The organism is Fulverythrobacter ferritrahens (assembly GCF_020539485.1).
Taxonomy (GTDB): domain Bacteria; phylum Pseudomonadota; class Alphaproteobacteria; order Sphingomonadales; family Sphingomonadaceae; genus Andeanibacterium; species Andeanibacterium ferritrahens.
Map to the genome: position 1 here is coordinate 49512 of NZ_JACDXU010000005.1, position 24439 is coordinate 73950.

29 protein-coding genes and 2 tRNA genes are annotated in these 24439 nt (G+C 63.9%); 14 read left to right on the forward strand and 17 right to left on the reverse strand.

Annotation, left to right across the window (positions count from 1 at the left end; genetic code table 11):
* Window positions 1-22 precede the first annotated feature (22 nt).
* The 7 genes from aguB (at window position 23) to H0274_RS14865 (ending at window position 4710) form a co-directional block, all read left to right on the forward strand.
* Window positions 23-874: an N-carbamoylputrescine amidase gene (aguB, locus tag H0274_RS14835; RefSeq protein ID WP_226796365.1), complete on the forward strand. Its 852-nt coding sequence runs from the start codon at window positions 23-25 to the stop codon at window positions 872-874.
* 6 nt (window positions 875-880) lie between these two features.
* The gene (folK, locus tag H0274_RS14840; RefSeq protein ID WP_226796366.1) at window positions 881-1378 is read left to right on the forward strand and encodes a 2-amino-4-hydroxy-6-hydroxymethyldihydropteridine diphosphokinase; all 498 of its coding nucleotides are present in this window, start codon (window positions 881-883) and stop codon (window positions 1376-1378) included.
* A gap of 32 nt (window positions 1379-1410) precedes the next feature.
* A tRNA-Lys gene (locus H0274_RS14845) sits at window positions 1411-1486 on the forward strand.
* A 72-nt stretch (window positions 1487-1558) separates the two neighbouring features.
* Complete coding sequence (locus tag H0274_RS14850) at window positions 1559-2305, forward strand: TonB family protein (protein ID WP_226796367.1); 747 nt, start codon at window positions 1559-1561, stop codon at window positions 2303-2305.
* Window positions 2306-2401: 96 nt separating this feature from the next.
* Window positions 2402-3442 carry a mannose-1-phosphate guanylyltransferase gene (locus H0274_RS14855; protein WP_226796368.1) on the forward strand — a complete coding sequence of 347 codons (1041 nt, stop codon included), beginning with the start codon at window positions 2402-2404 and terminating at the stop codon, window positions 3440-3442.
* 22 nt (window positions 3443-3464) lie between these two features.
* Window positions 3465-4262, forward strand: a complete 798-nt coding sequence (locus H0274_RS14860; RefSeq protein WP_226796369.1) for a class I mannose-6-phosphate isomerase — start codon at window positions 3465-3467, stop codon at window positions 4260-4262.
* Between the two features lie 7 nt (window positions 4263-4269).
* On the forward strand, window positions 4270-4710 hold the full coding sequence (locus H0274_RS14865; RefSeq protein WP_226796370.1) for a DUF2721 domain-containing protein: 441 nt from the start codon (window positions 4270-4272) through the stop codon (window positions 4708-4710).
* A 200-nt stretch (window positions 4711-4910) separates the two neighbouring features.
* Here the strand turns inward: H0274_RS14865 and H0274_RS14870 are convergent, their stop codons facing one another.
* From H0274_RS14870 to H0274_RS14880, 3 genes are read right to left on the reverse strand one after another with little or no spacing between them, the layout of a single operon-like run.
* Window positions 4911-5219, reverse strand: a complete 309-nt coding sequence (locus H0274_RS14870) for a polyhydroxyalkanoic acid system family protein (protein WP_226796397.1) — start codon at window positions 5217-5219, stop codon at window positions 4911-4913.
* Window positions 5219-5974, reverse strand: coding sequence for a hypothetical protein (locus H0274_RS14875; protein WP_226796371.1), 756 nt, complete (start codon window positions 5972-5974; stop codon window positions 5219-5221). Before H0274_RS14875 ends, H0274_RS14870 begins: the two co-directional genes overlap by 1 nt.
* 10 nt (window positions 5975-5984) lie before the next feature.
* Window positions 5985-7193: a toxic anion resistance protein gene (locus tag H0274_RS14880; RefSeq protein ID WP_226796372.1), complete on the reverse strand. Its 1209-nt coding sequence runs from the start codon at window positions 7191-7193 to the stop codon at window positions 5985-5987.
* Between the two features lie 162 nt (window positions 7194-7355).
* Between H0274_RS14880 and H0274_RS14885 the strand changes: the two genes are divergently transcribed.
* Window positions 7356-7751, forward strand: coding sequence for an MAPEG family protein (locus tag H0274_RS14885; protein WP_226796373.1), 396 nt, complete (start codon window positions 7356-7358; stop codon window positions 7749-7751).
* 27 nt (window positions 7752-7778) lie between these two features.
* Here the strand turns inward: H0274_RS14885 and H0274_RS14890 are convergent, their stop codons facing one another.
* Window positions 7779-9248, reverse strand: a complete 1470-nt coding sequence (locus tag H0274_RS14890) for a sugar transferase (RefSeq protein WP_226796374.1) — start codon at window positions 9246-9248, stop codon at window positions 7779-7781.
* Window positions 9249-9711: 463 nt separating this feature from the next.
* Here H0274_RS14890 and H0274_RS14895 point away from each other — a divergent pair, with 463 nt between their 5' ends.
* Window positions 9712-10602, forward strand: coding sequence for an MBL fold metallo-hydrolase (locus H0274_RS14895; RefSeq protein ID WP_226796375.1), 891 nt, complete (start codon window positions 9712-9714; stop codon window positions 10600-10602).
* Window positions 10603-10668: 66 nt separating this feature from the next.
* The gene (dcd, locus tag H0274_RS14900; RefSeq protein ID WP_226796376.1) at window positions 10669-11223 is read left to right on the forward strand and encodes a dCTP deaminase; all 555 of its coding nucleotides are present in this window, start codon (window positions 10669-10671) and stop codon (window positions 11221-11223) included.
* Between the two features lie 202 nt (window positions 11224-11425).
* Here the strand turns inward: dcd and H0274_RS14905 are convergent, their stop codons facing one another.
* A complete protein-coding gene (locus H0274_RS14905; RefSeq protein WP_226796377.1) occupies window positions 11426-13654 on the reverse strand; it encodes a TonB-dependent receptor domain-containing protein in 2229 nt (742 codons plus the stop codon).
* Between the two features lie 132 nt (window positions 13655-13786).
* On the reverse strand, window positions 13787-14605 hold the full coding sequence (locus H0274_RS14910; RefSeq protein ID WP_226796378.1) for an SDR family NAD(P)-dependent oxidoreductase: 819 nt from the start codon (window positions 14603-14605) through the stop codon (window positions 13787-13789).
* Between the two features lie 186 nt (window positions 14606-14791).
* On the opposite strand from H0274_RS14910, the gene H0274_RS14915 reads away from it, so the two are divergent.
* The gene (locus H0274_RS14915; protein WP_226796379.1) at window positions 14792-16066 is read left to right on the forward strand and encodes a hypothetical protein; all 1275 of its coding nucleotides are present in this window, start codon (window positions 14792-14794) and stop codon (window positions 16064-16066) included.
* A 194-nt stretch (window positions 16067-16260) separates the two neighbouring features.
* On the opposite strand, the gene H0274_RS14920 is transcribed toward H0274_RS14915, so the two are convergent.
* Together H0274_RS14920 and H0274_RS14925 are read right to left on the reverse strand one after the other, a co-directional pair.
* On the reverse strand, window positions 16261-16662 hold the full coding sequence (locus H0274_RS14920) for a hypothetical protein (protein WP_226796380.1): 402 nt from the start codon (window positions 16660-16662) through the stop codon (window positions 16261-16263).
* A gap of 217 nt (window positions 16663-16879) precedes the next feature.
* Window positions 16880-16954 (reverse strand) — tRNA-Gly (locus H0274_RS14925).
* Between the two features lie 205 nt (window positions 16955-17159).
* Here H0274_RS14925 and H0274_RS14930 point away from each other — a divergent pair.
* Both H0274_RS14930 and H0274_RS14935 read left to right on the forward strand, forming a co-directional pair.
* Window positions 17160-18068: a tetratricopeptide repeat protein gene (locus tag H0274_RS14930; protein ID WP_413463488.1), complete on the forward strand. Its 909-nt coding sequence runs from the start codon at window positions 17160-17162 to the stop codon at window positions 18066-18068.
* Window positions 18069-18078: 10 nt separating this feature from the next.
* Window positions 18079-18690, forward strand: coding sequence for an LON peptidase substrate-binding domain-containing protein (locus H0274_RS14935; RefSeq protein WP_226796382.1), 612 nt, complete (start codon window positions 18079-18081; stop codon window positions 18688-18690).
* Window positions 18691-18728: 38 nt separating this feature from the next.
* Here H0274_RS14935 and H0274_RS14940 read toward each other — a convergent pair whose 3' ends face one another.
* The 9 genes from H0274_RS14940 to H0274_RS14980 form a co-directional block, all read right to left on the reverse strand.
* The gene (locus tag H0274_RS14940; RefSeq protein ID WP_226796383.1) at window positions 18729-19364 is read right to left on the reverse strand and encodes a MarC family protein; all 636 of its coding nucleotides are present in this window, start codon (window positions 19362-19364) and stop codon (window positions 18729-18731) included.
* On the reverse strand, window positions 19361-20068 hold the full coding sequence (locus H0274_RS14945; RefSeq protein WP_226796384.1) for a hypothetical protein: 708 nt from the start codon (window positions 20066-20068) through the stop codon (window positions 19361-19363). The genes H0274_RS14940 and H0274_RS14945 overlap by 4 nt, the downstream gene beginning before the upstream one ends.
* Window positions 20068-20958, reverse strand: a complete 891-nt coding sequence (folD, locus tag H0274_RS14950) for a bifunctional methylenetetrahydrofolate dehydrogenase/methenyltetrahydrofolate cyclohydrolase FolD (RefSeq protein WP_226796385.1) — start codon at window positions 20956-20958, stop codon at window positions 20068-20070. Before folD ends, H0274_RS14945 begins: the two co-directional genes overlap by 1 nt.
* A complete protein-coding gene (locus H0274_RS14955; protein WP_226796386.1) occupies window positions 20955-21245 on the reverse strand; it encodes a YggT family protein in 291 nt (96 codons plus the stop codon). The genes folD and H0274_RS14955 overlap by 4 nt, the downstream gene beginning before the upstream one ends.
* Before the next feature lie 77 nt (window positions 21246-21322).
* Window positions 21323-21823 (reverse strand): hypothetical protein, encoded by a 501-nt coding sequence (locus H0274_RS14960; RefSeq protein WP_226796387.1) that lies wholly within the window; start codon window positions 21821-21823, stop codon window positions 21323-21325.
* A 17-nt stretch (window positions 21824-21840) separates the two neighbouring features.
* Window positions 21841-22740: an acetylglutamate kinase gene (gene argB / locus H0274_RS14965; RefSeq protein WP_226796388.1), complete on the reverse strand. Its 900-nt coding sequence runs from the start codon at window positions 22738-22740 to the stop codon at window positions 21841-21843.
* A gap of 118 nt (window positions 22741-22858) precedes the next feature.
* Window positions 22859-23050, reverse strand: a complete 192-nt coding sequence (locus tag H0274_RS14970; protein WP_226796389.1) for a hypothetical protein — start codon at window positions 23048-23050, stop codon at window positions 22859-22861.
* 55 nt (window positions 23051-23105) lie between these two features.
* On the reverse strand, window positions 23106-23381 hold the full coding sequence (locus tag H0274_RS14975) for a hypothetical protein (RefSeq protein ID WP_226796390.1): 276 nt from the start codon (window positions 23379-23381) through the stop codon (window positions 23106-23108).
* Between the two features lie 150 nt (window positions 23382-23531).
* On the reverse strand, window positions 23532-23681 hold the full coding sequence (locus H0274_RS14980; protein ID WP_226796391.1) for a hypothetical protein: 150 nt from the start codon (window positions 23679-23681) through the stop codon (window positions 23532-23534).
* 119 nt (window positions 23682-23800) lie between these two features.
* On the opposite strand from H0274_RS14980, the gene H0274_RS14985 reads away from it, so the two are divergent.
* Window positions 23801-24160, forward strand: coding sequence for a DUF4870 family protein (locus H0274_RS14985; RefSeq protein ID WP_226796392.1), 360 nt, complete (start codon window positions 23801-23803; stop codon window positions 24158-24160).
* Window positions 24161-24439 lie beyond the last annotated feature (279 nt).

The following is a 24439-nucleotide window of genomic DNA, read 5'->3' on the forward strand; positions in this document are numbered from 1 at the left end:
AGGGGGCAATAGGTCGCCAGCCATGAGACAGATCACCGTTGCCGCGCTGCAGCTTGCCCTCAATGCCGAGGACGAGCGGGACAATATCGCCGCCGTCGGCGCCCTGGTGGAGGAAGCCTCCGCCGGCGGCGCGCAGATCGTGCTGCCGCCTGAACTGTTTTCCGGCACCTATTTCTGCAAGGTCGAGGATGAGGCGCTGTTCGCGCTCGCCCGCCCGACGCTGGAACATCCCTCCGTCATTGCCATGTGCAATCTGGCGCGGGCGCTGAAAGTGGCCATCCCCACCAGCTTCTTCGAGCGGGACGGGCACCATTATTACAACACTATCGCGATGATCGGCCCCGATGGGGAAATCATGGGCACTTATCGCAAGAGCCACATCCCCGATGGGCCGGGTTACGAGGAAAAATACTATTTCCGCCCCGGCAATGACGGATTCAAGGCCTGGGACCTGTTCGGCACCCGCGTGGGCGTGGGCATCTGCTGGGACCAGTGGTATCCCGAATGCGCCCGCGCCATGGCGCTGCTGGGGGCAGAAGTGCTGTTCTATCCCACGGCCATCGGGTCTGAACCCTATGATCCCGAACTCGATACCAGCCGCATCTGGCGCCGGGCGATGATCGGCCATTCAGTAGCCAATTGCATGCCGGTGGTCGCGGCCAATCGTATCGGCACGGAAGATGGACAGGTCTTCTACGGCCATAGCTTCATCTGCGACGAATGGGGCGACATGGTGTGCGAATATGGCTCGGGCGAAAGCGGGGTGCTGCTCACTACGCTGAACCTGGACCGCGCCGCCCGCCACCGCGCAGGCATGGGCTTTTTCCGTGACCGGCGGCCCGATCTCTACGCCCGCCTCGCGCGCGACGAATAAACCGCCATGGCGCGGCACCGTTACCTCATCGCCCTGGGCTCGAATCGCAGGCATCATCGCCACGGCTGTCCGCGCGATGTGATCGGGGCGGCGCTCGTCTGCCTGGCTGACAAGGGCGTCCGCATCCGCCGGACATCGCCCATCCTGCAGACCGCGCCCATCGGCCCCTCGCTGCGGCGTTATGCCAATGCCGCCGCCGTGATCGAGACGAAGCGCGGGCCAGAGCGGCTGCTGCGCCTGTTCAAGAAGATCGAGCGCAAGTTCGGCCGCCGCACGGGCGGGCAGCGCTGGACCTCGCGCGTGATCGACCTGGACATCGTGCTGTGGGACGGCGGCCCCTATGCCGCGCCGCATCTCACGATTCCGCATCCCTTGTTCCGCGAACGCGCATTCGTGCTGCAACCGGCAGTCACTATTGCCCCCGCCTGGCGCGATCCGCTGAGCAGTTTGACGGTCCGGCAGCTAACAGCGCGCTTGACCGCACCCCGCCCCCTTTCTAGGTGAGCCCGGCGCAGCACCGCAGCGCACCCTGGTAAGGGCCCTTAGCTCAGTCGGTAGAGCAACTGACTTTTAATCAGTAGGTCGCTGGTTCGAATCCAGCAGGGCTCACCATCTCCCTCAGTCCCGGCACGCCCCATGTTGCGCGGCCTTGCCGGCGCGGCCTTCCGGCACGATAAGTGCCTGATGGAGGAGCAACCCGGCAGCTTTCCCCGCGTGCCCGCCCGCCGCAAGCCCAGATGGGGCACGCTGGCGCTGGTCCTGCTGCTGCATGTCCTGGCGATTGTTGCGCTGGCGCGTGCCTTTGCGCCGCAATTGACGGATAGCGTGGTGCGGCAGGCCGCATCGGTTCTGACCGTGACGATCACCGCGCCGAGCGAGCCGCCCCCACCTTCACCCCCGCCGGCCACTCGTCCGCCCGAACCCGACGAAGGCGCAGCGGCGCCCGAGGGCAAGCAGGCCATGCCCCGCGAAGTGACCGCGCCTGTCACACGCCTGCCGGTAAAGCCCCTGCCCGCGCCGCTGGCCAGTTCCACCGGCAATGAGAATCGCTCCGGCGCGCGGGATGAAGGAGAGGGAACCGGCGCCGGAGGCGAAGGGGCCGGCACTGGCAGCGGCCAGTCCGGCACCGGGCAAGGCGGCGGCGGCGGCGGGCGCAAGCTGGAAAAGATCGCGGGCGACATCAATTCGGCCAAAGACTATCCGAAGAAGAGCCGCGACCTGCGTATCGGCCACAGCGTGACCATCCTGCTGACCGTGGGCACCGACGGACGAGTAACGGACTGCACCGTGACCGAACCCAGCCCCGATGCCGAAGCCGATGCGATCACCTGCCGCCTCGCGCGGGAGCGTTTCCGCTTCAATCCGGCGCTGGATGCGCAAGGCAATGCGATGATTGGAAAATTTCGCTGGCGCCAGCGCTGGTTCTTTTAATCGCAACCCCTGTGGCATTGTTGCTTTCGTAATAATCATCAGCAATGGATGGGTTCGCACTAGGGAGGCTGGGCGCCGTAGCGGCGCGCGACATTTATGAACCCGATCACACCTGTCATTCTGTGCGGAGGCAGCGGTACGCGCCTCTGGCCCCGCAGCCGCAAGGCCGCACCCAAGCCTTTCCTTCCTCTGGTGGGCGATTCGAGCCTGTTCGAGGCAACCTTGGCACGGGCAAGCGATCCGGCCCATTTCACGGCACCCATCGTGGTGGCGGGCAGCGCTCACGTGGACCTGATCGAGGGGCAATCCCCCGCAGGCAACGGCATGCGCCTGATCGTGGAGCCGGCTGCAAAGAATACTGCGCCCGCCATCGCGCTTGCCGCCCATCTGGTGCCGGAAGATACGGTGATGCTGGTCTGCCCGAGCGATCACCACATCGCCGATGAAGCTGCCTTTCTGGCCGCCGCGCTGGAAGCGGCCCGGCTGGCGGCGGAGGGATGGCTGGTGGCCTTCGGCATTGCGCCGACCCGCCCTGAAACCGGCTATGGCTATATCAAGCGGGGCGAGGCACTGCCCGGCGGCTATCGCATCGATCGCTTTGTCGAAAAGCCCGATCTGGCGCGGGCCGTGGCCTATCTGGCCGAGGGCAATTATTGCTGGAACGGCGGCATCTTCGCTTTCCGCGCCGGCACGTTCCTGGACGAACTGGCCCAGCACCGGCCCGAAATGGCCCGCGCCGTGCGCGAGGCTGTGGAGCAGGGCGAGACGCAGGGCGCACGCTTCCTGCCCGCCTTTGCCCCCTTCTCGGAAATCGCCGGGGATTCGGTGGACTATGCCGTGATGGAAGAGACTGACCGGGCGGCCATGGTGGACGCGGATATGGGCTGGTCCGACATCGGCAACTGGCAGAGCCTGCGCGAAGTCCGCGCCGACGAGGCGGACGAGGCCGGCAATATCGCACGCGGCCCCGCCGATCTGCTCGATTGCCGCGATGTGATGGTGGAAACCGATGGGCCGCGCGTCTCGGTCGTAGGGCTGGACGATGTGATCGTGGTGGTGGATGGCGGTGAAGTGCTGGTTACCAGCAGCCGCGGCGCCGCCAATGTCGGCAAGCTGAAGGGGCCATCCAACCAGTGAGCCAGCCAGTGGGAGCGCCGCGATGACGACCTGCCTGTTGCCCACCCGCCGGGTGGAAAAGCCCTGGGGGCGCGAGGTACTTCCACCGGCCTTTGCCACCGATGACGGCGCCCGCGTGGGCGAGATCTGGTTCGAACCGCCCGCAGCGCATGGCGAGTTGCTGGCCAAATATATCTTCACCAGCGAGAATCTCTCGGTGCAGGTCCATCCGCCCGGCGCACAGGGCAAGGATGAATGCTGGCTGGTGCTGGATGCGGAACCCGGCGCAGTGCTGGGCATCGGCTTTACCAGCCCGGTTTCCGCCGAAGCCATGCGGCAAGGCGCGCTGGACGGATCGATCGAGCAGATGCTGGCATGGCATCCGGTTTCGGCAGGTGATTTCGTCTATATTCCGGCGGGCACGGTCCACGCCATCGGCGCGGGCATCAGCCTGGTGGAAGTGCAGCAGAACCGCGACTGCACTTATCGCTTCTACGATTACGGCCGCCCGCGCGAATTGCATCTGGACGAGGCGCTGGAAGTGGCGCGAGGTATGCCCCACGATCCGGCTCTGCGTACGCGCGTGCCGCAACGCGGCCATGTGCCGCTGGTGCGCGGGCCGTTTTTCCGGCTGGACCGGGTGGACGGATCGCCCGGCGCGGCGCTGGATGCCAGCTATGGCTCAGCGGCGCTGCTCGTCCTGCCGATGGACGAAGGCGTCCGCGTGAATGGTGAGCCTGTGGGCAGCGGACAATGCGCGCTCGCCTCATCGCTCGCAGCTGTGGAGATTCCGGCGGGAACGCGGTGCCTGCTTGCGCAGCCCTGCCAGCCCGGCGCATAAGATGGCAATGATCGCCCATACGATCCAGCTTGCGCTCGCGCCCGTTTTCGTCCTGGTGGCGATCGGCAATATCCTGAACATCCTCGCCCAGCGGCTGAGCCGCGTAGTGGACCGTTCGCGCGTGCTGCAGGATCGGCACCGGCAGACCACCGGGGTGGAACACGATATGGTGGTGCTGGAAATCCGCACGATAGACCGGCGCATCAAGCTGATCAGCCGCGCGATCCTGCTGCTGGTGATCAGCGGCATCACCATCGGCTTCACCGTGGCGCTGCTGTTTCTGGAAGAGTTCCTTGGCCTCAGTGTCCAGCCCGTTGCGGGCGGTTGCTTCATCTTCGCTATTTCATTGCTGATGGGGGCGCTGATCCTGTTCATGCAGGAAACCCGCACGGCCACGGCCCTGCTGCGCATTCCCGAGGAATTTCTGGAGAGCCACCGCGAGTTGTGAGCGGACTCAAAGAAGACTCTTTGAGCTGCCTGTCCCCGTCCATCCTGAGCCTGTCGAAGGACGCGCGCTGCCGTTCGTTCGGGGTAGGTCCCCACCCCCCCGCCAGCGTCACAATAAGGTTTCCTGGGCTGGTGTTCCGCGTGTCCTTCGACAGGCTCAGGACGAACGGATGGGTAAATGGGTAAACCCCAAAGCCCGTCCTACCCCTTCGGCGCCGCCAGCAATTTCTCGCCCATCTGGCGCATCGCGGCTTCCGCCATCGGCTTGGCGAAGGACAGGGCCAGCGGCAGTTCCAGTTCGAACGCCACCTCTTCTTCCCCGATTTCCACCGCGCCGGACAGGTTCTGGCCCATGGCGGAGATCGCCATGGACATGCGGTCCTCCCCGGTCCAATCCGTCGTCACATCGGCGATGCCTGCGGGCAAGTGTCCGGCGATCTTGTGGCTGTTGTCATGCAGGCGGCGGCGGACTTCCTCCTTGCCGAGGCTGTGCGGCAGGACGAGACGCATCACTTCTTCTCCGGCGAGGCGTTTTCGCTCTCACCATATTTGTAATCCAGGAAACGGGTGCGGATCGCCAGATCGTCGATCGCCCCGGCAGCCAGCTGCCGGGTCACGCTGTCGATCTCGCCGCTGATCCGGCCGAGACTTTCCACGATCTGCTTGTCGGGCGTGCTGCCCGCGCTTTCCTCGCGCCGCAGATGGGCGGGAATACGGCGATAGGTCTCGACCGTTTCGGGCAGATGTTCGCCCACCAGCTTGCGCACTTCCTGCGCGGCGGGATGGGCCGGATCGATCCCTTCCAGCTGCGCGCCCAGCGCATCGAGCTGCAGCCCGATCTGGTCCATCAGAGTGACGGCAGGCGCAGGCAGGGCAGCACGCTGGTGTTCCAGCCACAATTCGGTGCGGCCCACCAGCTGGCGGACATCGCCCCGGTTAAGATCGGCCCGCTTGGGCACTTTCACTTTCGGGAAGTTGGAGAACAGCATCACGGCGGCCGCCACCGCCAGGAAAGCCACCATCAGCCCGGTAAAGCCGATTCCGTCCAGTGCCAGCCCGGCCACCATGGAAGCGGCGACAATGGCCAGCAGCGCGCCGGCGATCAGCTTGATCCGCAGCATCAGATTGCGCTGCTTGATCTCCGCCGAACCGCGCCCGATGGAGGCGAAGCCTGCCCGGCGGTGCCGCCCGCCTGTCTGATTGTCCCTCAACAGGGCGCGGCCTTCGTCCAGCGCCCGGTCCGTATCGCGGGAAAGATCGACCATGAGTTTCGCGTCAGCCTTCCAGCGAGAGGATCGAGGGTCCGCTCACTTCCTTCTTCGCCTGCGTGGCGCCTTCCGCACGGGCGATATAGCCCTTGGACTTCTCGACCTCGTTCGACAGCGTGTTGACCGTCTGCTTCATGGAATCGAGCGCCTTCAGCTTGAAGGTGTCGATATTGTCCATCGTGTCGTAGATGTTCTGGAAGGCGCGCTGCAGCGTTTCGATGGGAATGGTCGAGCTGGCGGCCTGTTCGTGGATCTTGGCAGTCTGCGTGGCCAGCAGCGTGCTGGTGGAATCGATGATATTGGCGGTGGTCTCGTTCAGCGCAGTGATCTGCTGCAGCACCAGCCGCTGGTTGGTCATGGCCTCGGCCACGGTCACGGCGGTGCGCAGAGCGGCTACGGTGGTGGTGCTGGCGCGGTCCACGCCCTTCACCAGTTCCACATTGTTCTTCTTGACCAGATCGAGCGCGAGATAGCCCTGCACGGCCACCGCCATTTGCGTGAGCAGGTCCTGCGTGCGCTGGCGGACATAGAACAAAGCCGTCTCGCGAATGGCCTTGGCCTTGGCCGGGTCACTGGCGTCCAGTTCCTCCGCCTTGTCTTCCAGCCGGCCATCCAGCGTCTTGGAGATGTGGATCATCTGTTCCAGATTGCCCATCGCCTCCCACAGCTTCTGGCGCTCCACATCGATGGCGGCATTGTCCATCAGCAGCTCGTCCTTGCCGGATGCCAGCTTGGACAGGATCGCCTGGATATGGCCCTGTGCGCTCTGATAGCTCTGGAAATAGTTCTTCAGGCTGTTGCCGAAGGGGATGATGCCCAGGATCTTGCGCCCCGGGCTGAGCTTGCCGCGCCGGGCGGGGTCGAGATCTTCCACCACACGGCGCAGTTCGGTGAGATTGGCGCCAACGCCCTCATCCTTGTCCATGGCGCGGACCGGCCGGTCGAGGAAGCGGTTGGACATGCCGGAAGCCGCCATGATTTCCTTGCGGCCCATATTGGTGAGCTGATCCACCTTCTGGCCGAATTCGGGCGAATTGGCATCGGCGGAAACCAGATCGGCAACGAAGGCATCCACCTTCTCGTCCAGCTTGCTGCGCTTTTCCTCCGACACCGGAACCAGCCCGGCAGCTTTCTGCGGCGCCACCACGGGTACGGGATCGGGCGCGGTGAGCTGGAAATCGGGCGCGGTGGCCGTCTGGGTTTCGTTGCTCGCCATGGTTCCTCCAAAACTCCTCGTCTCGCGGCATAGTATCACGCGATTGCGCACGCTCCACACTTCTTGCTGTATTAGGATTATAAGACACGCATTTCAAGGATCGGGGCGGATTGCCATTTCTTCGCTAGCGGGGGAGGATGGCGGGAAAGGCGGGAGATGCCCATGCATAGCGAATTCACGATCCTTGGCCTGGCGGCGCTGTTGCTGCTGGTGCACATCATGGCCGCGATCCGCATCAAGACGCAGCAATATGGCGTGGACTGGAACATGGGCGCGCGCGACGAAGCGCTCCCACCGCTCAACCCTGTTGCCGCCCGGCTGGAACGCGCGCGGGATAATTTCCTGGAAACCTTGCCCATTGCGATCATCGCCCTGATGGGCGTGGCGCTGACGGGCAAAAGCTCCACACTGACCCTGGCAGCCGGCTGGGTCTGGCTGGGGGCACGGGTGGTCTATCTGCCGCTCTACTGGGCGGGCGTGCCCAGATTGCGGACCTATGTATGGGGCGTGGCCCTGGCCGCGCTGCTGGTGCTGCTGGGGGTCCTGTTGCTGGGCTGATCGCACGGCCCAGGCGCCGCTACGCGATCAATAGGCGTTGCGGTGGACCAGCACCAGGAAGGTCTGGAAGATGATGCGCATGTCGGTCATCAGCGACCAGTTGGCGACATATTCCAGATCGGCGAACAGGCGCTGTTCCAGATCGCCGCGCTTATGCGTGGCGCCGCGCAGGCCGCGCACCTGGGCCAGCCCGGTAAGGCCCGGCTTGATCGAATGGCGATACCAGTAGCGCTGATCGATATCCCAGAAGAGCATTTCTTCCGCGCGTGAGCCGATGGCATGGGGGCGCGGCCCCACGACGCTCATCTGGCCGAGCAGCACATTGAACAGCTGCGGCAGTTCATCCAGGCTGGTACGGCGCAGGAACTGGCCGAAACGGGTGATCCGCTGATCGTCCCGCGAGGCGGAGACATGGCCGCTGTGATCGGAAAGCTCTGCCTTCATCGAGCGGAACTTCCACATATGGAAGCGGCGATTGCCCAGCCCGATGCGATCCTGCCCGAACAGGATGGGGCCCGGGCTGTCGAGCTTTACCCCGATGGCGATGATCAGCAGCAGCGGAGAAAACAACAGCAGCGCCAATGCCGCCGCGACACGGTCAAAAGTGCTTTTAAGCAGGCGGTGGTGCCAGTGCAGCGGACCATTGGCGAGAACCAGGCTGACTTCACCATTACGATAGCGAATATCGAGCGGCATCAGCTCCGTCAGTTCCGGCATCACGATTTCGGAACGGATATCGACGCATTTCAGGGCGCGCGACCACGCTTCGCGCCGTTCGGTGGAACAATGGACCACCACACGATCCATCCCGCGAACGAGATCGCCAAGACGGCTGACCATTTCAGGCTGCGCCAGATTGGGGGCAAGCCCGGCTTCGGCGGCGCGGATCGCGCCCGGGCCCGGCTTCGCGCGCATGGGCACATCGTCATAGATGCACAGATCCGCATAGGGCTTCGGCCCCAGATAGCGCATGGCCTGCCGCGCGATCATGCAGCGGGCGGCCATGCCCAGCACCAGGCAGATCAGCATGGCCTCGATCACCTGCAGCCTGGAAACCTGCAATCCGAGCTTGGTGAGGAACAGGGCGGAGAAGATGATCGCCGCCGCAATCACATAGGCCATCCCTGCATTGCGCAGGCTCAGATCCTTGCGCAGGGCCGCCGAAGGGCTGTGCGCGCCGGTTTGCAGGGCGGCGAGGAAATAGATCGGGAAAGTGACCGCCAGCGAAACGCCCGCGACATGCGGATCGGGCTGGGAGCCATTGAGCAGCTGCGCCAGCAGGACAGCCGAAAAGGACGCGCCCATATCGGAAGCGATGAGCGAAAGGGCCACCAGCCGGCGCTTGGTCTGGTAACGACGGAGCTTCTCCAGCCGGCCGTCGATTTCCCCCAGAAGCAGCGCAGGCTCGTTATCGGGCAGAGCATGAACAACGGAAACAGCATGACGGGACGTCAGACTGAGATCGGGCTCGCAAGCGGCAGTATCAAATCCGTCCATTATCCGAAGACTCTTCGCTGCATTGCATCATGCTTGGTGCGTGATGCTCTCGCTATCATTCAATACGGTTACACAAGAAGACGAATTAGGTGTTTACCCTTTTTTCCGCGACCAGCGGAATTGCCCCGGATATCCACCCCAAATCCCCCATTTCCGTCAGCTATCTGATATTCCACGATCAATTTCAACTGACGACTTGATCATTCATAATTGGCGTCAAAATCGTTAAGGTTCGTAAACGGGAGCGGAAAAAAAGCGAAAGTACCGTTTCCCGCGGAATGATCACGCCCGTTACAGTGAGCATATCAGGTCATGCTGCGACGCAGCATTCAATCTCGCTCATGCAGCAAATATTGTCCACAGGTTTATGCACCCGTCTGCCTCATGCCTTCTCTGGCGCCCAAGCCGCTTCGCCGCGTGTCCAATAGGGTGGCCCCGACGAGAAAAACGGGAGCGGCCAGCCATGGCGCCTATCAAACTAGGCAAGATCACGGTTCACAAGGTTCATGAGATGGACAGCCCTGTACCGCTGCTGAGTCAGCTTCCGGGGACCACCAGCGAGGATTTGCGGCGCCTGATGCGCTGGTATGACCAGCCCGACGAGATCACGGCCGATCCCGAATCCGCGCTGATGACCTTTTCCGTCCATAGCTGGGTGATCGAGGTGGATGGGCTGACCATCCTGATCGATACCTGCTGCGGAAATCACAAGAACCGTGCCCTGCCCGAGGTTCACCAGCTCGATACGCGCTATCTGGAGAACCTGCGCGCCGCGGGTTTCGCGCCGGAGGATATCGATCTGGTGATGTGTACGCATCTCCATTTCGATCATATCGGCTGGAACACCCGGCTGGAGAACGGCCGATGGGTGCCCACCTTTCCCCAGGCGCGCTATCTCTTCAGCCGCCGGGATTTCGAATATTTCCGCGACAATCCGGAAGGGGAAGCCCTGCATAACGAGGCATTCCTCGATTCAATCGTCCCGGTGATGGAAGCTGGCCAGGGCGAGATCGTGGACGCAGATATCGCGATCCACCGCGAGATCGGCAATGGCGTATGGCTGGAGCCCGCCTATGGCCATTCGCCGGGATGCTGCACCGTCCATGCCCAGCATGGCGGCGCACCGGGCATTTTCTGGGGAGACGTGATCCACCACCCTGTCCAGCTCATCCGGCACGATCTGCCCTTCGCCTTCGACACGGATGCGCCGGCCGCCAGCCGCACCCGCAAGGCCGTGATGGAACACGTGGCCGATACGGATACGATCTGCTTTCCGGCCCATTTCCGCCGTTCCTCCGCCGGGCAGGTGAAGCGCGACGGGGATGCGTTCCGCTATGAATTCCTGAGCGATTGACTACCTTCCACGGGGTTTGAGCAAGCAGGACTTGCCCCGGCCCCGCAGTTGGTGAATCACCATCCCATGTCGATTCTCAGCGACCGGTGGATCCGGAAAGAAGCCCGCCATAGCGGCATGATCGAGCCCTTCGTGGAGCGCCAGCAGAATGATGGCTGCATCAGCTACGGCCTGTCCTCCTATGGCTATGACGCGCGCGTGTCCGACGAGTTCAAGATCTTCACCAATGTCCACAGCGCGGTGGTCGATCCCAAGAACTTCGATTCCAACAGCTTCGTGGACGTGAAGACCGATGTCTGCGTGATCCCGCCCAACAGTTTCGTACTGGCGCGCACGGTGGAATATTTCCGCATCCCGCGCGACGTGCTGGTGATCTGCCTGGGCAAGAGCACCTATGCCCGCTGCGGCATCATTGTGAACGTCACTCCGCTGGAACCGGAATGGGAAGGCCATGTGACGCTGGAATTTTCCAACACCACGCCGCTGCCAGCCAAGATCTATGCCAATGAAGGCGCCTGCCAGTTCCTGTTCCTGCAGGGCAACGAGGCCTGCGAGCAGAGCTATGCCGACCGCTCGGGCAAATATATGGGCCAGCGCGGGGTCACACTGCCGAGGCTTTGAGGCTACGCCCCAAAACCCTCTCCCCACTCAACAATGTCCACCCATCCTGAGCGGGTGTTGGTAGCGGTCTGCGACCGAGCCTTTTCCGCGATTCGTCGCCTTTCGTCATTGCGAGCGACCGCAGGTCGCGCGGCGATCCAGGGCTTCACACGTTGGGCTCTGGATTGCCGCGTCGGCTTTGCCTCCTCGCAATGACGACGGCCTAGAAACTCGCCTTCACGCTCAGGCGGAAGTTCCGGCCGGTCAGCGGCACGAAGTCCTTCGTGAAGCTGGCATGGCGGCGGCCTTCCACATCGAAGATATTGTCCGCCTGCAGCATGAAGGTCAGGTTGTCCGTGCCGGTCAGCGGGTGCCAGGCGAAGGACAGGTTAGTGAAGGCAAAGCTGCCGGTCGGGGTTTCGAGCGGGGCGAGGCGGTCCTGCTTGTCATACCATTCGACTTCCGCCCGCGCATCGAAATCGCCGATATGCGCCTCCAGCGCGCCGGTGAGGCTGAGCGGGGGAATGCGCGGCACGGGCGAGCCATCGGCCAGAGTGGCCCGCACATAATCGCCACGCAGATCGGCCAGAAGCTTGAAGCCGTCGGTCTGATAGAGCGGCGCGCTGATCTCGCCTTCCAGGCCGAAATGCCTGGCATCCTGCTGAAGGAATTCATAGATGGGCAGCCCGTCTTCCTCGGTGCCGGTCTCGGACAGGAAGATGAAGCCGTCGAACCAGTTGTGATAGACGCTGAAGCTCACCGTGGCATCGCCCAGATTGCCACGCAAATAGCCCTCCAGCCCCCAGGCGCCTTCCTTGGTCAGATCGAGATTGCCCACTTCATACTGCTGGGTGGCCACATGCGGCCCATCGGCGAAGAGTTCCTGCACCGAAGGAGCGCGTTCGGCGCGCGATCCGTTGATGCCGATCCGCAGGCCCGGCGTGACATTGTATGACAGGCCCAGCGCGCCCGAGAAACTATCGAAGCTGCGCGCCTCGTTCAGCGAAGCCACATCGATGTCGGTCCGTTCATACCGGCCGCCCGCTTCCAGCTCGAACGGTGCGAGATCCAGTTCCTGCGTGGTGAACAGAGCGAAGGAATCGGTCGTACTGGGCGGAACGAAGGCTTCTTCACCGATAGCGTTGAAATCCTGGTGCGAATATTGCGCCCCCAGCGAGCCGCCCCAGCCGCCGCGCTGCGACTGGACCAGTTCCAGCCGCCCTTCGATGCCGCTCACATCGAACCGCGTCCCTGTGGCGCCCCCTTCAAATTCGGTGTGCGTATAATCGGACCAGCCCCAGCGGGTCTGCACCTTGTCAAAGAAGCCATCGCCCAGATCGAGCACGCCGCGCAGATCTACGCGATATTGCTTCATGCCGATGGTGACCGGGCCTTCTTCCTCATGCCCGCCTTCTTCCTCGCCGCCCTCTTCATGTTCGTGCACATGGCCCACGCCGGGCAGGCCGGGGATACCGTAACTGGTGTCGAAATAGCCGAAGGATACGCCAAAATTGCTCTCGCCCGAGAAGAAGGCGATGCCGGTGCCGAGGCTCGTCGTCTCGGTCTGGCTGTTGGGAATCCTGCCGCGCGTATTGGCACCGTCGCGCAGTTCGGCAGCCTCGTCCAGATGGCCTTCCTCCTGCTCCTCATCGGCGGCGGCGAGCATTTCGGCGCGCAGCACCTTGGACGCGACATAGCCGGGAACCTGCACATCCCCGGACTTGCGCCATGATCCGTCGATATGGAACGCCACATTGCTGGCCAAGGGCACGTCCACCGAACTGCCGATCTCGCGCCGGTCCGCCGCCGTATCCGCTGCGGCCAGCGCATCGATATGCACGGCTTCATCCGGCACGCGCGGCGGAATGCGCTTGCCGATCACATTGACCGCGCCGCCGATCGCCTGGCTACCATAGAGCAGCACGGCCGGCCCGCGCAGCACCTCGATCCGGTCGGTCAGCAGCGGATCGATAGTCACGGCATGGTCAGCCGAAGTGCTGGCCGCGTCGATCGATCCGATCCCGTCATTCAGCACGCGCACCCGTTCACCGGTGAAGCCGCGCAGCACCGGGCGGGACACGCCGGGCGCGAAGCTGGTGGAGGAAACGCCCGGCACACGCGCCAGCACATCGCCCAGAGTGCCCGCGCCCAGATTGCGCTGCAATTCAGTGCCGCTCATCACCGATGTGCCCGCCAGCATGTCCAGCCGGGCAAGGCCGGGAGCCGTGACCAGGATTTCGCCGTGATAATCGTCTCCCGGCCGGCCAGACGCAGCGGGCTGCACTGCCTCGGCAGAGGTAGCAGCCGCATCCCCCGCGCCATTGGCCCTGTTCTGAGCGGCGTCCTGCGCAGCGGCTTGCACAATGGGCTGGTCCGGCTCGGCCGCGAAGGAAGCCTGATAGGGCACCAACAGGGAAGCGGCCGCCAGAAGCGATGCGGAACGGGTTTTCATGGAAATGGACAATCCTGCAAGCTGCGAGTCTGAATGTTATAACGTCTCTTCGCACTTGCGGCAAAAATGCAATCGGTTTGTTCTGGCCCGTTGAAGTTTGTCGTCGGAATGCCCCTCAGCAGCGACGAACCGTTATGCCGCCCCCTCCGCAGCTTCCGTCTTTTTCGCGGCCAGCGCCATATCCAGATCGTCCGGCAGTTCGTAGTAATTGCCGGAAAGCGCATCGTAGCGGCCGGATGCGAGATCGAGCACGCGCTGGGCGCAACGGGCCAGATCGGCCTGCGCCGTCGGATCGCCGGAAGCGGCGCGCAGCCGCTCCACCATGCCGCCCAGATATTTCTGCGCTTCCGGGCTTTCCATCGTGTCGCGCGCCAGCTGAGTGAACACGAAGCCGGGATCGATCGCGAACACTGCCACGCCCGTGCCCGCCAGTTCCGCCGCCGCTTCCGCCACGAGGCGGTTCTGCGCGATCTTGCCGGTGCAATAGGCCGAAAGATTGGGCGCCACCATGCGGCTGGCGATGGCCGAAACGCAGACCATTCTGCCCCGCCCGCGCGCCACCATGCCGGGCAGCACTGCGTGCATGAACAGCATCGGCGCACGGATATGGATGGCCTGGGCACGCCACCATTCCTCCGGGTCCACTTCCCAGATCGGGCCGAAGGGGCCGGGAATGCCGGCATTATTGACCAGCAGGTCGATCGGGCCGAGCCCCTCTTGCGCCGCCTTCACCGCCGCCTCGATCGACGCCCGGTCGGTCACGTCGCATTCCACGCTCAAAGCCGCGCCGCCGCGCCTGCGAATCTCTGCCGCGACTTCCTCCAGTTGCGCGCCGGAGCGGGAAAGCAGGGCAACCCGCGCGCCTTCCTGCGCAAGTCTTTCGGCAATCGCCCGCCCGAAACCGCGCCCTGCCCCGCTGACCAGCGCAACCTGGCCTTCCAGAATACCCATCCCTTATCTCCACAAAAACAAGCTTCTATTTTGGCGTCACCAATGCTGGCGCGCATCGTCTCCGTTATCTGCCTAATAACGGGGACCGATGCTGTCGGGAAGCGGAGGACAAGACGCAAACCGACAATCGCAAACCGAGAAATACTGGTATAATTTCTTTCTCCGCGGGATTGAGGACTCGGAACAATGAACTCGCATCGCCTGATCGCGCTGGCCCTGCTGGGCACAGCCACTGCCATTGCCATTCCCACCTTTGCCCAGCGCGCACCCGATAGCGGGCCCGTCGCCCGGTATGACATGCGCGCCGGCACCACTTCCGGCTTCGGCATGGGCGGAGGCATGGGCGGCATGATGTCCATGATGATGGGCGGACGCGGCGGATCGCAGGTGCAGCACGAATTGCTGCTGCGCCTGGGTTCTTCCAGCACCGCCGCCGATGGCAAGCCCAAGGCTGATCATTTCATGCCCGACGGGGCGCAACTGGGCAAATCGGTGGCGCTGGCCACCCCGCGTGAGGAGCGCGGCCCCGTGGACGAGATTCCGCAATTCGACCAGCGCGAGGAACCGAGCGGCCGGATGCTGATCTTCTGGGGCTGCGGTGAACATGCGCCCAGTGGGCAGCCGGTGATCATCGACTTTTCCAAGCTGGCAAGGGGGCAGGTGCCGCCGGGCGTGTGGACCAACTCCGTTCCCGCCGATTGGGGGCCGAACCTGCAGAACAGCAAGACCTTCGGCCGCTGGCCCGCGGAAGACGGCAAATATGTGAAGGCCAATAGCTCGCTGCTGGGCGCGCACCGGGTGGCGGGCAATTATTCGCCGGACATCGGCTTCACACTCACCAAGGATTTCATGAAGCCGCTCTCGGTCAAGACGGCGGGGCAGGCCAGCGGCGCTTCGCTGCTCAGCTGGGGCGCCGTGCCCGATGCCACCGGCTATTTCGCCTCGCTCTTCGGATCGAAGCAGGGGCCGGGCGGCAAGACCGGCGATATCGTGATGTGGTCAAGCAGTTCCAACCGCCAGTTCGGCGGCGGATTGTCGGACTGGCTCTCCCCCGGCCAGGTCGCCCCGCTGGTGAAGGACAAGACGGTGATGAGCCCGCAGACCACCACTTGCCTCGTCCCCGCCGAAGTGATCGCCGCCGCAACGGATTTCCGCATGGGCACGCTCACCGCCTTCGGCCCGGAAGAGAACTTCTCCTATCCCCCACGCCCCGCCGACGCGAAGGCCCGCTGGGACCTGCAATGGACCGCCCGCATCCGCCACCGCTCCACCACCAGCTGGATGGAGGCGCAGGGCATGAACATGGGCATGATGGGCATGGGCGGCGACGAGGATGAAGATACGCCGCGCAGCCAGCAAAGCCAGAACCCGAAGAAGGAATGCAAGCCGAAGAAGAGCGGCGGCCTGTTCGGCGGCCTGGCCGGTGCCGTGCTGGGCGGCGGAGGCGGCGACGGCTGCTGAGCCGGGGCTACCGAGCTCGAAACAGGATCAGGCGCGGGTGGATGAAAATCTGCCCGCGCCGGGTTCCGGAACCCGACACAAAAGCCAAAGGCCCCGGAGGGCCTTTTTCATTTTCCGACGCTGTTGAAAAACTGGAGCGGGCGAAGGGAGTTGTGCGTTACCACGCTTCCTGAAGGCGTCAGTTTAGGGCGCCGCTACCGTTGCTCAGCAAACCAAGGCTCGGCGACTTCACTCGTGAACAGAGCGAGTTCTTCGAGGCAGCGATCGTAGGTGCTGCCCGTCTGGGCGTTAAAGCGGTGGTGGTAGCAGTAGCCGGTCGGGCGGCGCAGTTTACCCGTCGTGTGGTGGTCAAGGTGAACGGGGTCGTCGATACCTCGGCGCGAAGCGAGGCCGAGTTGGAGATCGATGCTCGGTGTACGGGGCGCGCCGTAACTATTCCCGCTCCGAGAAATGTAGATTCTTTCCTCGGTCTCGCCGTGTTGACGAACCCACACTCGACCATTGCCTCTCTTGAAACCGAGCGGGTGTACGATGGTCGTGAAGGCGCTGCAAACACGCTTCATGCCTTCTGCAACAACGGCGGAGTGCTCGCCCATTCGCGTACGTCCCAGTAGTCCTGTTCGATTCTAGTCGACTACTTCATCGCAGTTCGCTGCACCAGATGTCCGCTATACGTCGGGGCGGAACAGCCCGCTTCTCGACGGAAAATGCGATAGCCGCCGTTGGAATTGGGGCGCTGAACGCCGAGCGCAGGAAGCAATGGATGCTGGAGCGGGCTCAGTCAGGCTAAGTGCCTGTAATCACTGGTCCGCTTGGAGCGGGCGAAGGGATTCGAACCCTCGACCCCAACCTTGGCAAGGTTGTGCTCTACCCCTGAGCTACGCCCGCTCTGGCGTTTTACCGACCCGTATGTGTCGGTGGGGAGGCGCGCGGTTAGCATCGGTCCCCACACCCTGCAAGGGGAAAAATCATCTTTCGCCAAGGGAATTTCACTTCCCTGCCCCAATCGCCGTTACCCCTTCACAAATTCGCCCGAAGGTCCACATTAGGGCCTTATATATATAGCATCAGTGGGAGTACCCTTTTGGCAAGCCTGGGCCTCAATCTCGAAGAGCAGAAAGCGGTCGACCGGTTCCGCAACGAAGTTGTCGAACCTTCGATGACGAAACTCGTCATTCTCGACTTCTGGGCCGAATGGTGCGGCCCCTGCAAGGCGCTGGCGCCGGTGCTGGAAAAAGTAGCCGCCGAATATGCCGACAAGGGCGTGGTGCTGGCCAAGCTGAATGTGGACGAGGAAGGCTTCATCGCCTCGCAATTCCGCGTGCAGTCCATCCCCACCGTCTATGCCCTGTTCCGCGGCCAGCCGGTGGCGGATCTCACCAATGCGCGCAGCGAAAGCCAGCTGCGGCAGATGCTGGACCAGTTGCTGGAAAAGCTGCCGGTCGAAGCGGGCCCGGGCAATGAGGCAGAGCATGAACTCGCCCAGTTGATCGCCATGGGCGAAGACGTGCTGGCCAGCGGCGATGCCGAGCGGGCGCTGGGCGTATTCGCGCAGCTTGCCGACATGGCGCCCGATAATGTGCAGGTGCAGGCCGGGCTGATTCGCGCGCTGATGGAACTGGGCGAGATTGACGGCGCGCGCGCCGCTTTCGATGCCCTGCCTGACGAGATCAAGGGCGATCCCGCGCTGGCGCAGGCGGCCAAGATGCTGGAACTCACTGCCGATGCCCCGCAGGACGATGGCGAGCTGGCTTCCCTGCGCGCCGCCGCCGAAGCCAATCCCGCCGATATGGATGCCGCCTTGGCCTATGCGCAGGCCGCCTTTGCCGCCGGCCGCCGCGATGAAGCCGCCGATGCGTTGCTTTCCATGATTCGGGCGGAGCCGGAATGGAACGAGGGCGCGGCCAAGGCCAAGCTGCTGCAGATCTTCGAGGCTGTGGGCCTGGAAGACCCGTGGGTTGCCGCCACGCGCCGCAAGCTTTCGCTGCTGCTGTTCGGCTGATTGGGCGATAATGTCCGCCAGCCGCCTCTCGATCTTTCCCCTTTCGGGCGCGATCCTGTTTCCGGGGCTGCAATTGCCGCTGCACATCTTCGAGCCGCGCTATCGCGCGCTGGTGAGCGATGCGCTGGCGCGGGACCGGCGGATCGGCATGATCCAGCCGCAGGCCCCGTCAGAAGGCGCGCCCTTGTTCGCCATCGGCTGCGTGGGCAAGATCGGCGAGGTCGAGGCGCTGGAGGACGGGCGCTTCAACATCGTGCTGGAAGGCGAAGCGCGTTTCCGCCTGCTGCGCGAGCTGGATGTGAAGACGCCGTTCCGCCAGGTGGAAGCCGAATGGCTGGAAGAGACGGACGAAGTGCTCAGTTCCGTCGAGCGGGCGAGTTTCGAGCATGAGGCCCGCGAATTCGCGGACCGGCAGGGCTATTCGGTGGACTGGGATTCGGTCTCGCGCCTCGATGACACGGCCCTGATCAATGGCGTGAGCCAGATCGCCCCCTTCGACGCGGCGGCCAAGCAGGCCCTGCTGGAAGCGCCCGACATCCGCATACGCTGCGAATTGCTGGTGCAGCTGATGCAATTCTTCGGCCGGCATGACGGCATGGATGACCGGGTGACGCTGCAATAGTTTGCCGATCCTCCCCCTCCCCATACTGGGGAGGATCTTTAGATTCCGAAGGAACCGCGCAAGCCGTCGATCACATATTGCGCGGCCAATGCCGCCAGCAGCACGCCCAGCAGGCGCGTGATCGCCGCTTCCACGCTGGCCCCCACCAGCCGGATCAGCGGCGCGGCAAGCAGCAGGGCGCCGAGCGACAGGATCATCACAGCGGCCAGCGCGGCGAGTACTATCAGCGTCTGTTCCGCCCCATGCGCCTGACCCACCACCAGCATCACCGTGGCAATGGCGCCGGGCCCCGCCAGCATCGGCATGGCCATGGGGAAGACGGAAATATCCTCGATCTCGGGCGTCTGGGAATTATGGGCGCGGATTTTCTCGGCCCGCTCCTCGCGCCGCTGGGTGCGTTTTTCGAACACCATGTCGATCGCGATGAAGAACAGCATGATCCCGCCCGCGATGCGGAAGGAATCGAGTTCGATATGCAGCGCGGCGAGCAATTGCTTGCCGAACAGAGCGAAGCCCAGCAGAATCAGCGTGGCTACCAGCACTGCCTTTACCGCCATGCTGCGCTGCTGGCGCGGCGGTGCCTCTGCCGAAAGCCCGGCATAGATCGGCGCGCAGCCGGGCGGATCGATCACCACGAACAGGGTGATGAAGGCGGAGATGAACAATTCGATCATTGCGCCCTTCCCGGCGCGGCCGCCGCGCTGCTCAGCACCTCTTCCATGCCTGCTTCATGGCGTAGCGAGACGCGGATCGTGCGGGCGAAATCGGGCGCGACTTGCACCTGCCAGCTCAGCGAGCCGTCCGTGGCGCTGCCGGAAAGGCCGTCTGCCGCAACCGGCGAAAGCGATACTGCGGAAGGCCGGGGGCTACCCGGCGAACGCTGCGGGCAATCGGCCACATCGGTCTGCACCAGATCGGGTTCGACCAGCGGCTGAGCCAGCGTATCGCCGAAGTCGATCAGCCATTTATAGGCGCCATCCTGCTGGCGCTGCCACACGGTGACGAAATAGCCGACCTGCCCGTCCGGCAGGGTCCAGCCGCCTTTCGACACGGCGACGGATCCGTCGCAACTGGACCATATCTGATAGGGCGCCCAGGAAAGCTGCGCTTCCGCGCCCTTCTGTTCTTTCAGCCAGCGTTGCACCGAAACGGGTCCGGGCGTGAAGATCAGCGCCCCCTTGGCCGAATATTCGGCAAAAGCCGCCCGCTGCCCCTTTTCCCGCGCGGTGCGGGCAAAGCCGAGTTCGGTGGCCACGACCTGACCCGGATTGGCGGAGGGGCGCAGCATGGGGCCGCGCCCGCCCGGTCCACGCGGCCCGCCCGCGCCGGTGCAGGCGGCCAGCGCCAGCACCGAAACGAGGGCGAGCGCGCGGCGCATCACAGTGCGTCTTCGTCCAGCGCGATATTCTCGCGGCGATAGGCGGAGACGAGCGCGTTGCGCAGCAGCACGGCAATGGTCATCGGGCCGACGCCGCCGGGCACCGGAGTGATGGCGCCAGCCACTTCGCGGGCGGAATCGAAATCGACATCGCCCACCAGCTTGGTCTTGCCGTCTTCACCGTCAACGCGGTTGATGCCCACGTCGATCACGGTGGCGCCGGGCTTGATCCAGTCACCCTTGACCATTTCCGGGCGGCCCACGGCGGCCACCACGATGTCGGCGCGCTTCACCACTTCGGGCAGATTGGCGGTGCGGCTGTGGGCGATGGTGACAGTGGCGTTCGCATCGGTGAGGAGCTGCGCCATCGGCTTGCCCACGATGTTGGAACGGCCGATCACCACGGCATCCTTGCCCGACAGATCGCCCAGGCGATCCTTCAGCAGCATCAGGCAGCCCAGCGGCGTGCAGGGCACGAAACCCTTCTGGCCGACCGAGAGACGGCCCGCATTGATGATGTGGAAGCCATCGACATCCTTGTCGGGATCGATGGTGGAAATCACGGCCTGCTCGTCCAGCCCCTTGGGCAGGGGCAGCTGCACCAGAATGCCGTCCACGGCGGGATCGGCGTTCAGTTCCTTCACCTTGGCAATCAGGGCCTCTTCGGTGGAATCGGCAGGCATCTTGTATTCAAGGCTGTTCATGCCCGCGGCCAGGGTGGCCTTGCCCTTGGACCGGACATAGACCTGGCTGGCCGGATCTTCACCCACCAGCACCACGGCGAGGCCCGCCTTGCGGCCTGCCTTCGCCTCGAATTCGCCGGCGAATTTGGCGATCTTCTGACGCAGCCCTTCTGCGAAGGCCTTACCGTCGATCAATGCGGCACTCATGCATAACTCCCAAGATTGGACAGAACGATTGCGAGGATGCGCAGAAGGATCAGCAGCACCATCGGCGAGAAGTCGATCATCCCCGTATCGGGCATGATCCGGCGGATCGGATTGAGCATCGGATCCAGAATGGCATTCACCGCCCGCCACAGCGAGGCGACGAGATTGTTCTGCATGTTCACGACATTGAACGAGATCAGCAGGCTGAGCACGAATTGCACGATCACGATGACCGTGACGATCGACATCAGGTAGAGCACGATTTCCAGCAGCGTCAGGGCTACCATCAAGAATTCCTCCAGGCGGTCAATCGGGCGGCGAACCTAGCCGAGCCGGGCAAAGTGTATCAACCGCATAATACGCATCACTGCGCCCATTCCAGTCTTTCGATATGCCAGGCCAGCTGCCAGTCTTCCGCGCCGGGAACATCGTTCACGCGCTTCATGGTCAGCGTGCCCTGCCGCGTCACCTTGCCGCCATCGGCCACCAGAGTGACGGGCAATTGGTAATAGAGCGAGCCTGCCGCGCCTTCCACTTCGCCGTGGCCGAAGGCGAAGATCGGGCCGGGCGCATCGCCCATCAGCGCCTTGAGCTTCGCCCCGTCCATCGAGCCCTTGCGCCAGGCCAGAGCGGCATCGTCCCACTTGCCGTCAGCAAGCTGCTGCGAGAACCACGCCAGCACCCGGTCCGGATTTTCGCGTTCCTCCAGAACGGAGAAACTGGCGAGAGCCGCAGGCGTTGCACTGGCCGAACCCTCGGGCGAAGGCGCCAGGCTCTCGCTTGCTTGCTCCGCAGCGGGAGTTTCGGCGCTCTGCTGGCAGGCGGCCAGCGCCAGCAGCACGGCACCTGCAAGGCTTCGCGTCAAAAGAGCCGCCGCGCGCATCAATCCGCCCGGATCAGTGTGCCCGCACCGCGCGAGGTGAAGAATTCCAGCAGCATGGCATGGGGCACGCGGCCATCCAGCACGACCGCCGCCTCGCAGCCTGCCTCCACTGCATGGACGCAGGTTTCCAGCTTGGGGATCATCCCGCCGGAAATCGTGCCGTCGGCCTGCAGCTTGGCGATGTCGGAGGGCGTCAGATCGGTCAGCAGGTTCTTCTGCTTGTCGAGCACGCCCGGCACGTCGGTCAGCAGGAACAGCCGCGCCGCGCCCAGCGCAGCCGCGATGGCGCCCGCCATGGTGTCGGCGTTGATATTATAGGTATGCCCGTCCTCGCCCGCGCCGATGGGGGCTATCACCGGGATCATCCCGGCCTTGCTGACGGTTTCGAGCAGAGTGGTATCCACCACGCTCGGTTCGCCCACGAAGCCCAGGTCGATCGCCTGTTCGATATTGCTTTCCGGGTCTTTGGTGGTGCGGTTCACCTTGGTGGCCTTCACCAGCCCGCCATCCTTGCCGGAAATGCCGATGGCCTTGCCGCCCGCATTGGCGATCCAGCCGACCAGTTCCTTGTTGATCGCACCGGACAGGACCATCTCGGCCACTTCGGCGGTCGCCTTGTCGGTCACGCGCAGCCCGTCGACAAAGGTGCTTTCCACGCCCAGCTTCTTCAGCATGGCGCCGATCTGCGGGCCGCCGCCATGCACCACCACCGGGTTGATGCCCACGGCCTTCAGCAGCACGATATCCTCGGCAAAGTCGCGCGCGGCTTCGGGATCGCCCATGGCGTGGCCGCCATATTTCACCACGAAAGTGCGCCCGGCATATCGCTGGAAAAAGGGCAGCGCCTCGATCAGCGTTTCCGCCTTGGCGAGCATCGTCTTGTCTTCGCTGACGCTCATTGCGCGTGCCTCCACAACCTTGCCTCTCCTTCTAGGTCCCAGACCTAAAGTTGGCGGGGCCTTAGCGCCTCCCTGCCCCGGTGGGAAGCCTGTGCGGGAAGCCTGTGCGGCCGGGTCTTCACTCGGCGGGCGCCCCGGTCTTCTTGGCCCAGGGATTGACGTGCCTGGGCTGCGCAGCCTGCCTGGCGGCCGGGTCCGGCGTGTCTTCCGGGGCGGGAATGCTGCAATAGGCCGTGACAAGCACGACCCCCGCCCACCACAGCGCCTTCCAGCGGCTGGCGAAGACAGTGGTGAGGCGCGGGCCGAACATGCCGCCCTGCTGCCATGGGGGGAGTTAAGGAATCCCCCATGCGAGCGGCGGGGCCTTATTGCGCGGAAGGGCTACCAGTGGGTGCAGGAGAACCCGAGCCGCTGGGCGGCACATTGGTCATCGGCGTATCGGGCACACTTACCGGAACTTCGCCCGGAGTCGGTTCAGTGACGATCAATTCGCCCCCGCTCAGATCGGTGGCATCCACTTTCGTCTCGGTCTTTTCGGGTTCCTGCCGGCCGACGAGAAACCAGATGGCGGCAATCACGACCACCAGAGCGGCGATCAGCAGCAACAGCTTGTTGGTGGGCCTGGAAGCGGGCTCGGTCATGCGAAGGTCTCCTTCTGAATCGATCCGGCGCACAGGATAGCCTGCGGCTGGCCCGCGCGCCACCTTTCATGCCCTTTTCATGCCCGGGCAATCCGGTCCGCTTCGGTATCGCCGGAAGGCCCTCTCCCGGCGTGCCCCGGTCAGCCCCTCTCAGTGCAGCCTTTCTTCGCGCTGGAGCATTTCGCGCAGCACGTTCACGCGCTGCTTTTCCTCGCTCCAGTCCCGCTCCGGGTGGGCTTCCATCTGTTCAAGCAGGCTGCGCAGTTCCTTGCGCCGGTCTTCCATGGTGACGACTTCCATGTTCCATCCTCCATTTACCTGTTGCCTGATGGTCCAACGGCAGGAAGCCGCGTGGGTTCCTGCCGCTTCCTCCCACCTGCGAAATGCGATAGCTTGCGCCCCGCAACAGGAGGTGCGCGATGAGTGAAACACCGGCCCCGACGAGTAACGGCTTCGATCTCAATCAGCCGACCATTATCAGCCTGCTCTACCTTGCATCCTTCATCACCGGCGTCACCGCGCTGGTGGGCGTGGTGCTGGCCTATGTCTGGAAGGGAGAGCCCAAGGCCGCCTGGGAGGTTTCCCATTACGAATATCTCATCCGCACTTTCTGGATCGGGCTGATCGGCGGGTTGATCGGCTTCGTGCTGATCTTCGTGCTGATCGGCCTGCTGGTGCTGCCCGCCGTGGCGGTGCTGGTGGTGATACGCAGCGTACTGAGCCTGGTGAACGCGCAGAAACAGGCGCCCATGCCCAATCCGGGCACCTGGTTGGTGTGAGCCGGGGGCTGGCGGGACAAGAGGATTTGCCTTTTACCCCCCCGGCCCTGCGCCCCGATGTTCGTCATCCCGGACTTGTTCCGGGATCCAGCTGTTTTCCGTGCAGGAAGCGGGACCCCGGAACAAGTCCGGGGTGACGAGTAGCGTGATATTGGCACGCCATCTTGACATTGCGAACCATTTGGGTTATATGGCCCAGCAGTGACGGGTTGCGGGGGCGGTAGCGCTTCGCTCCTCTCCCGCGCCGGGTCGGCGCTGTCTGCAGAGCCGGGCCTCATG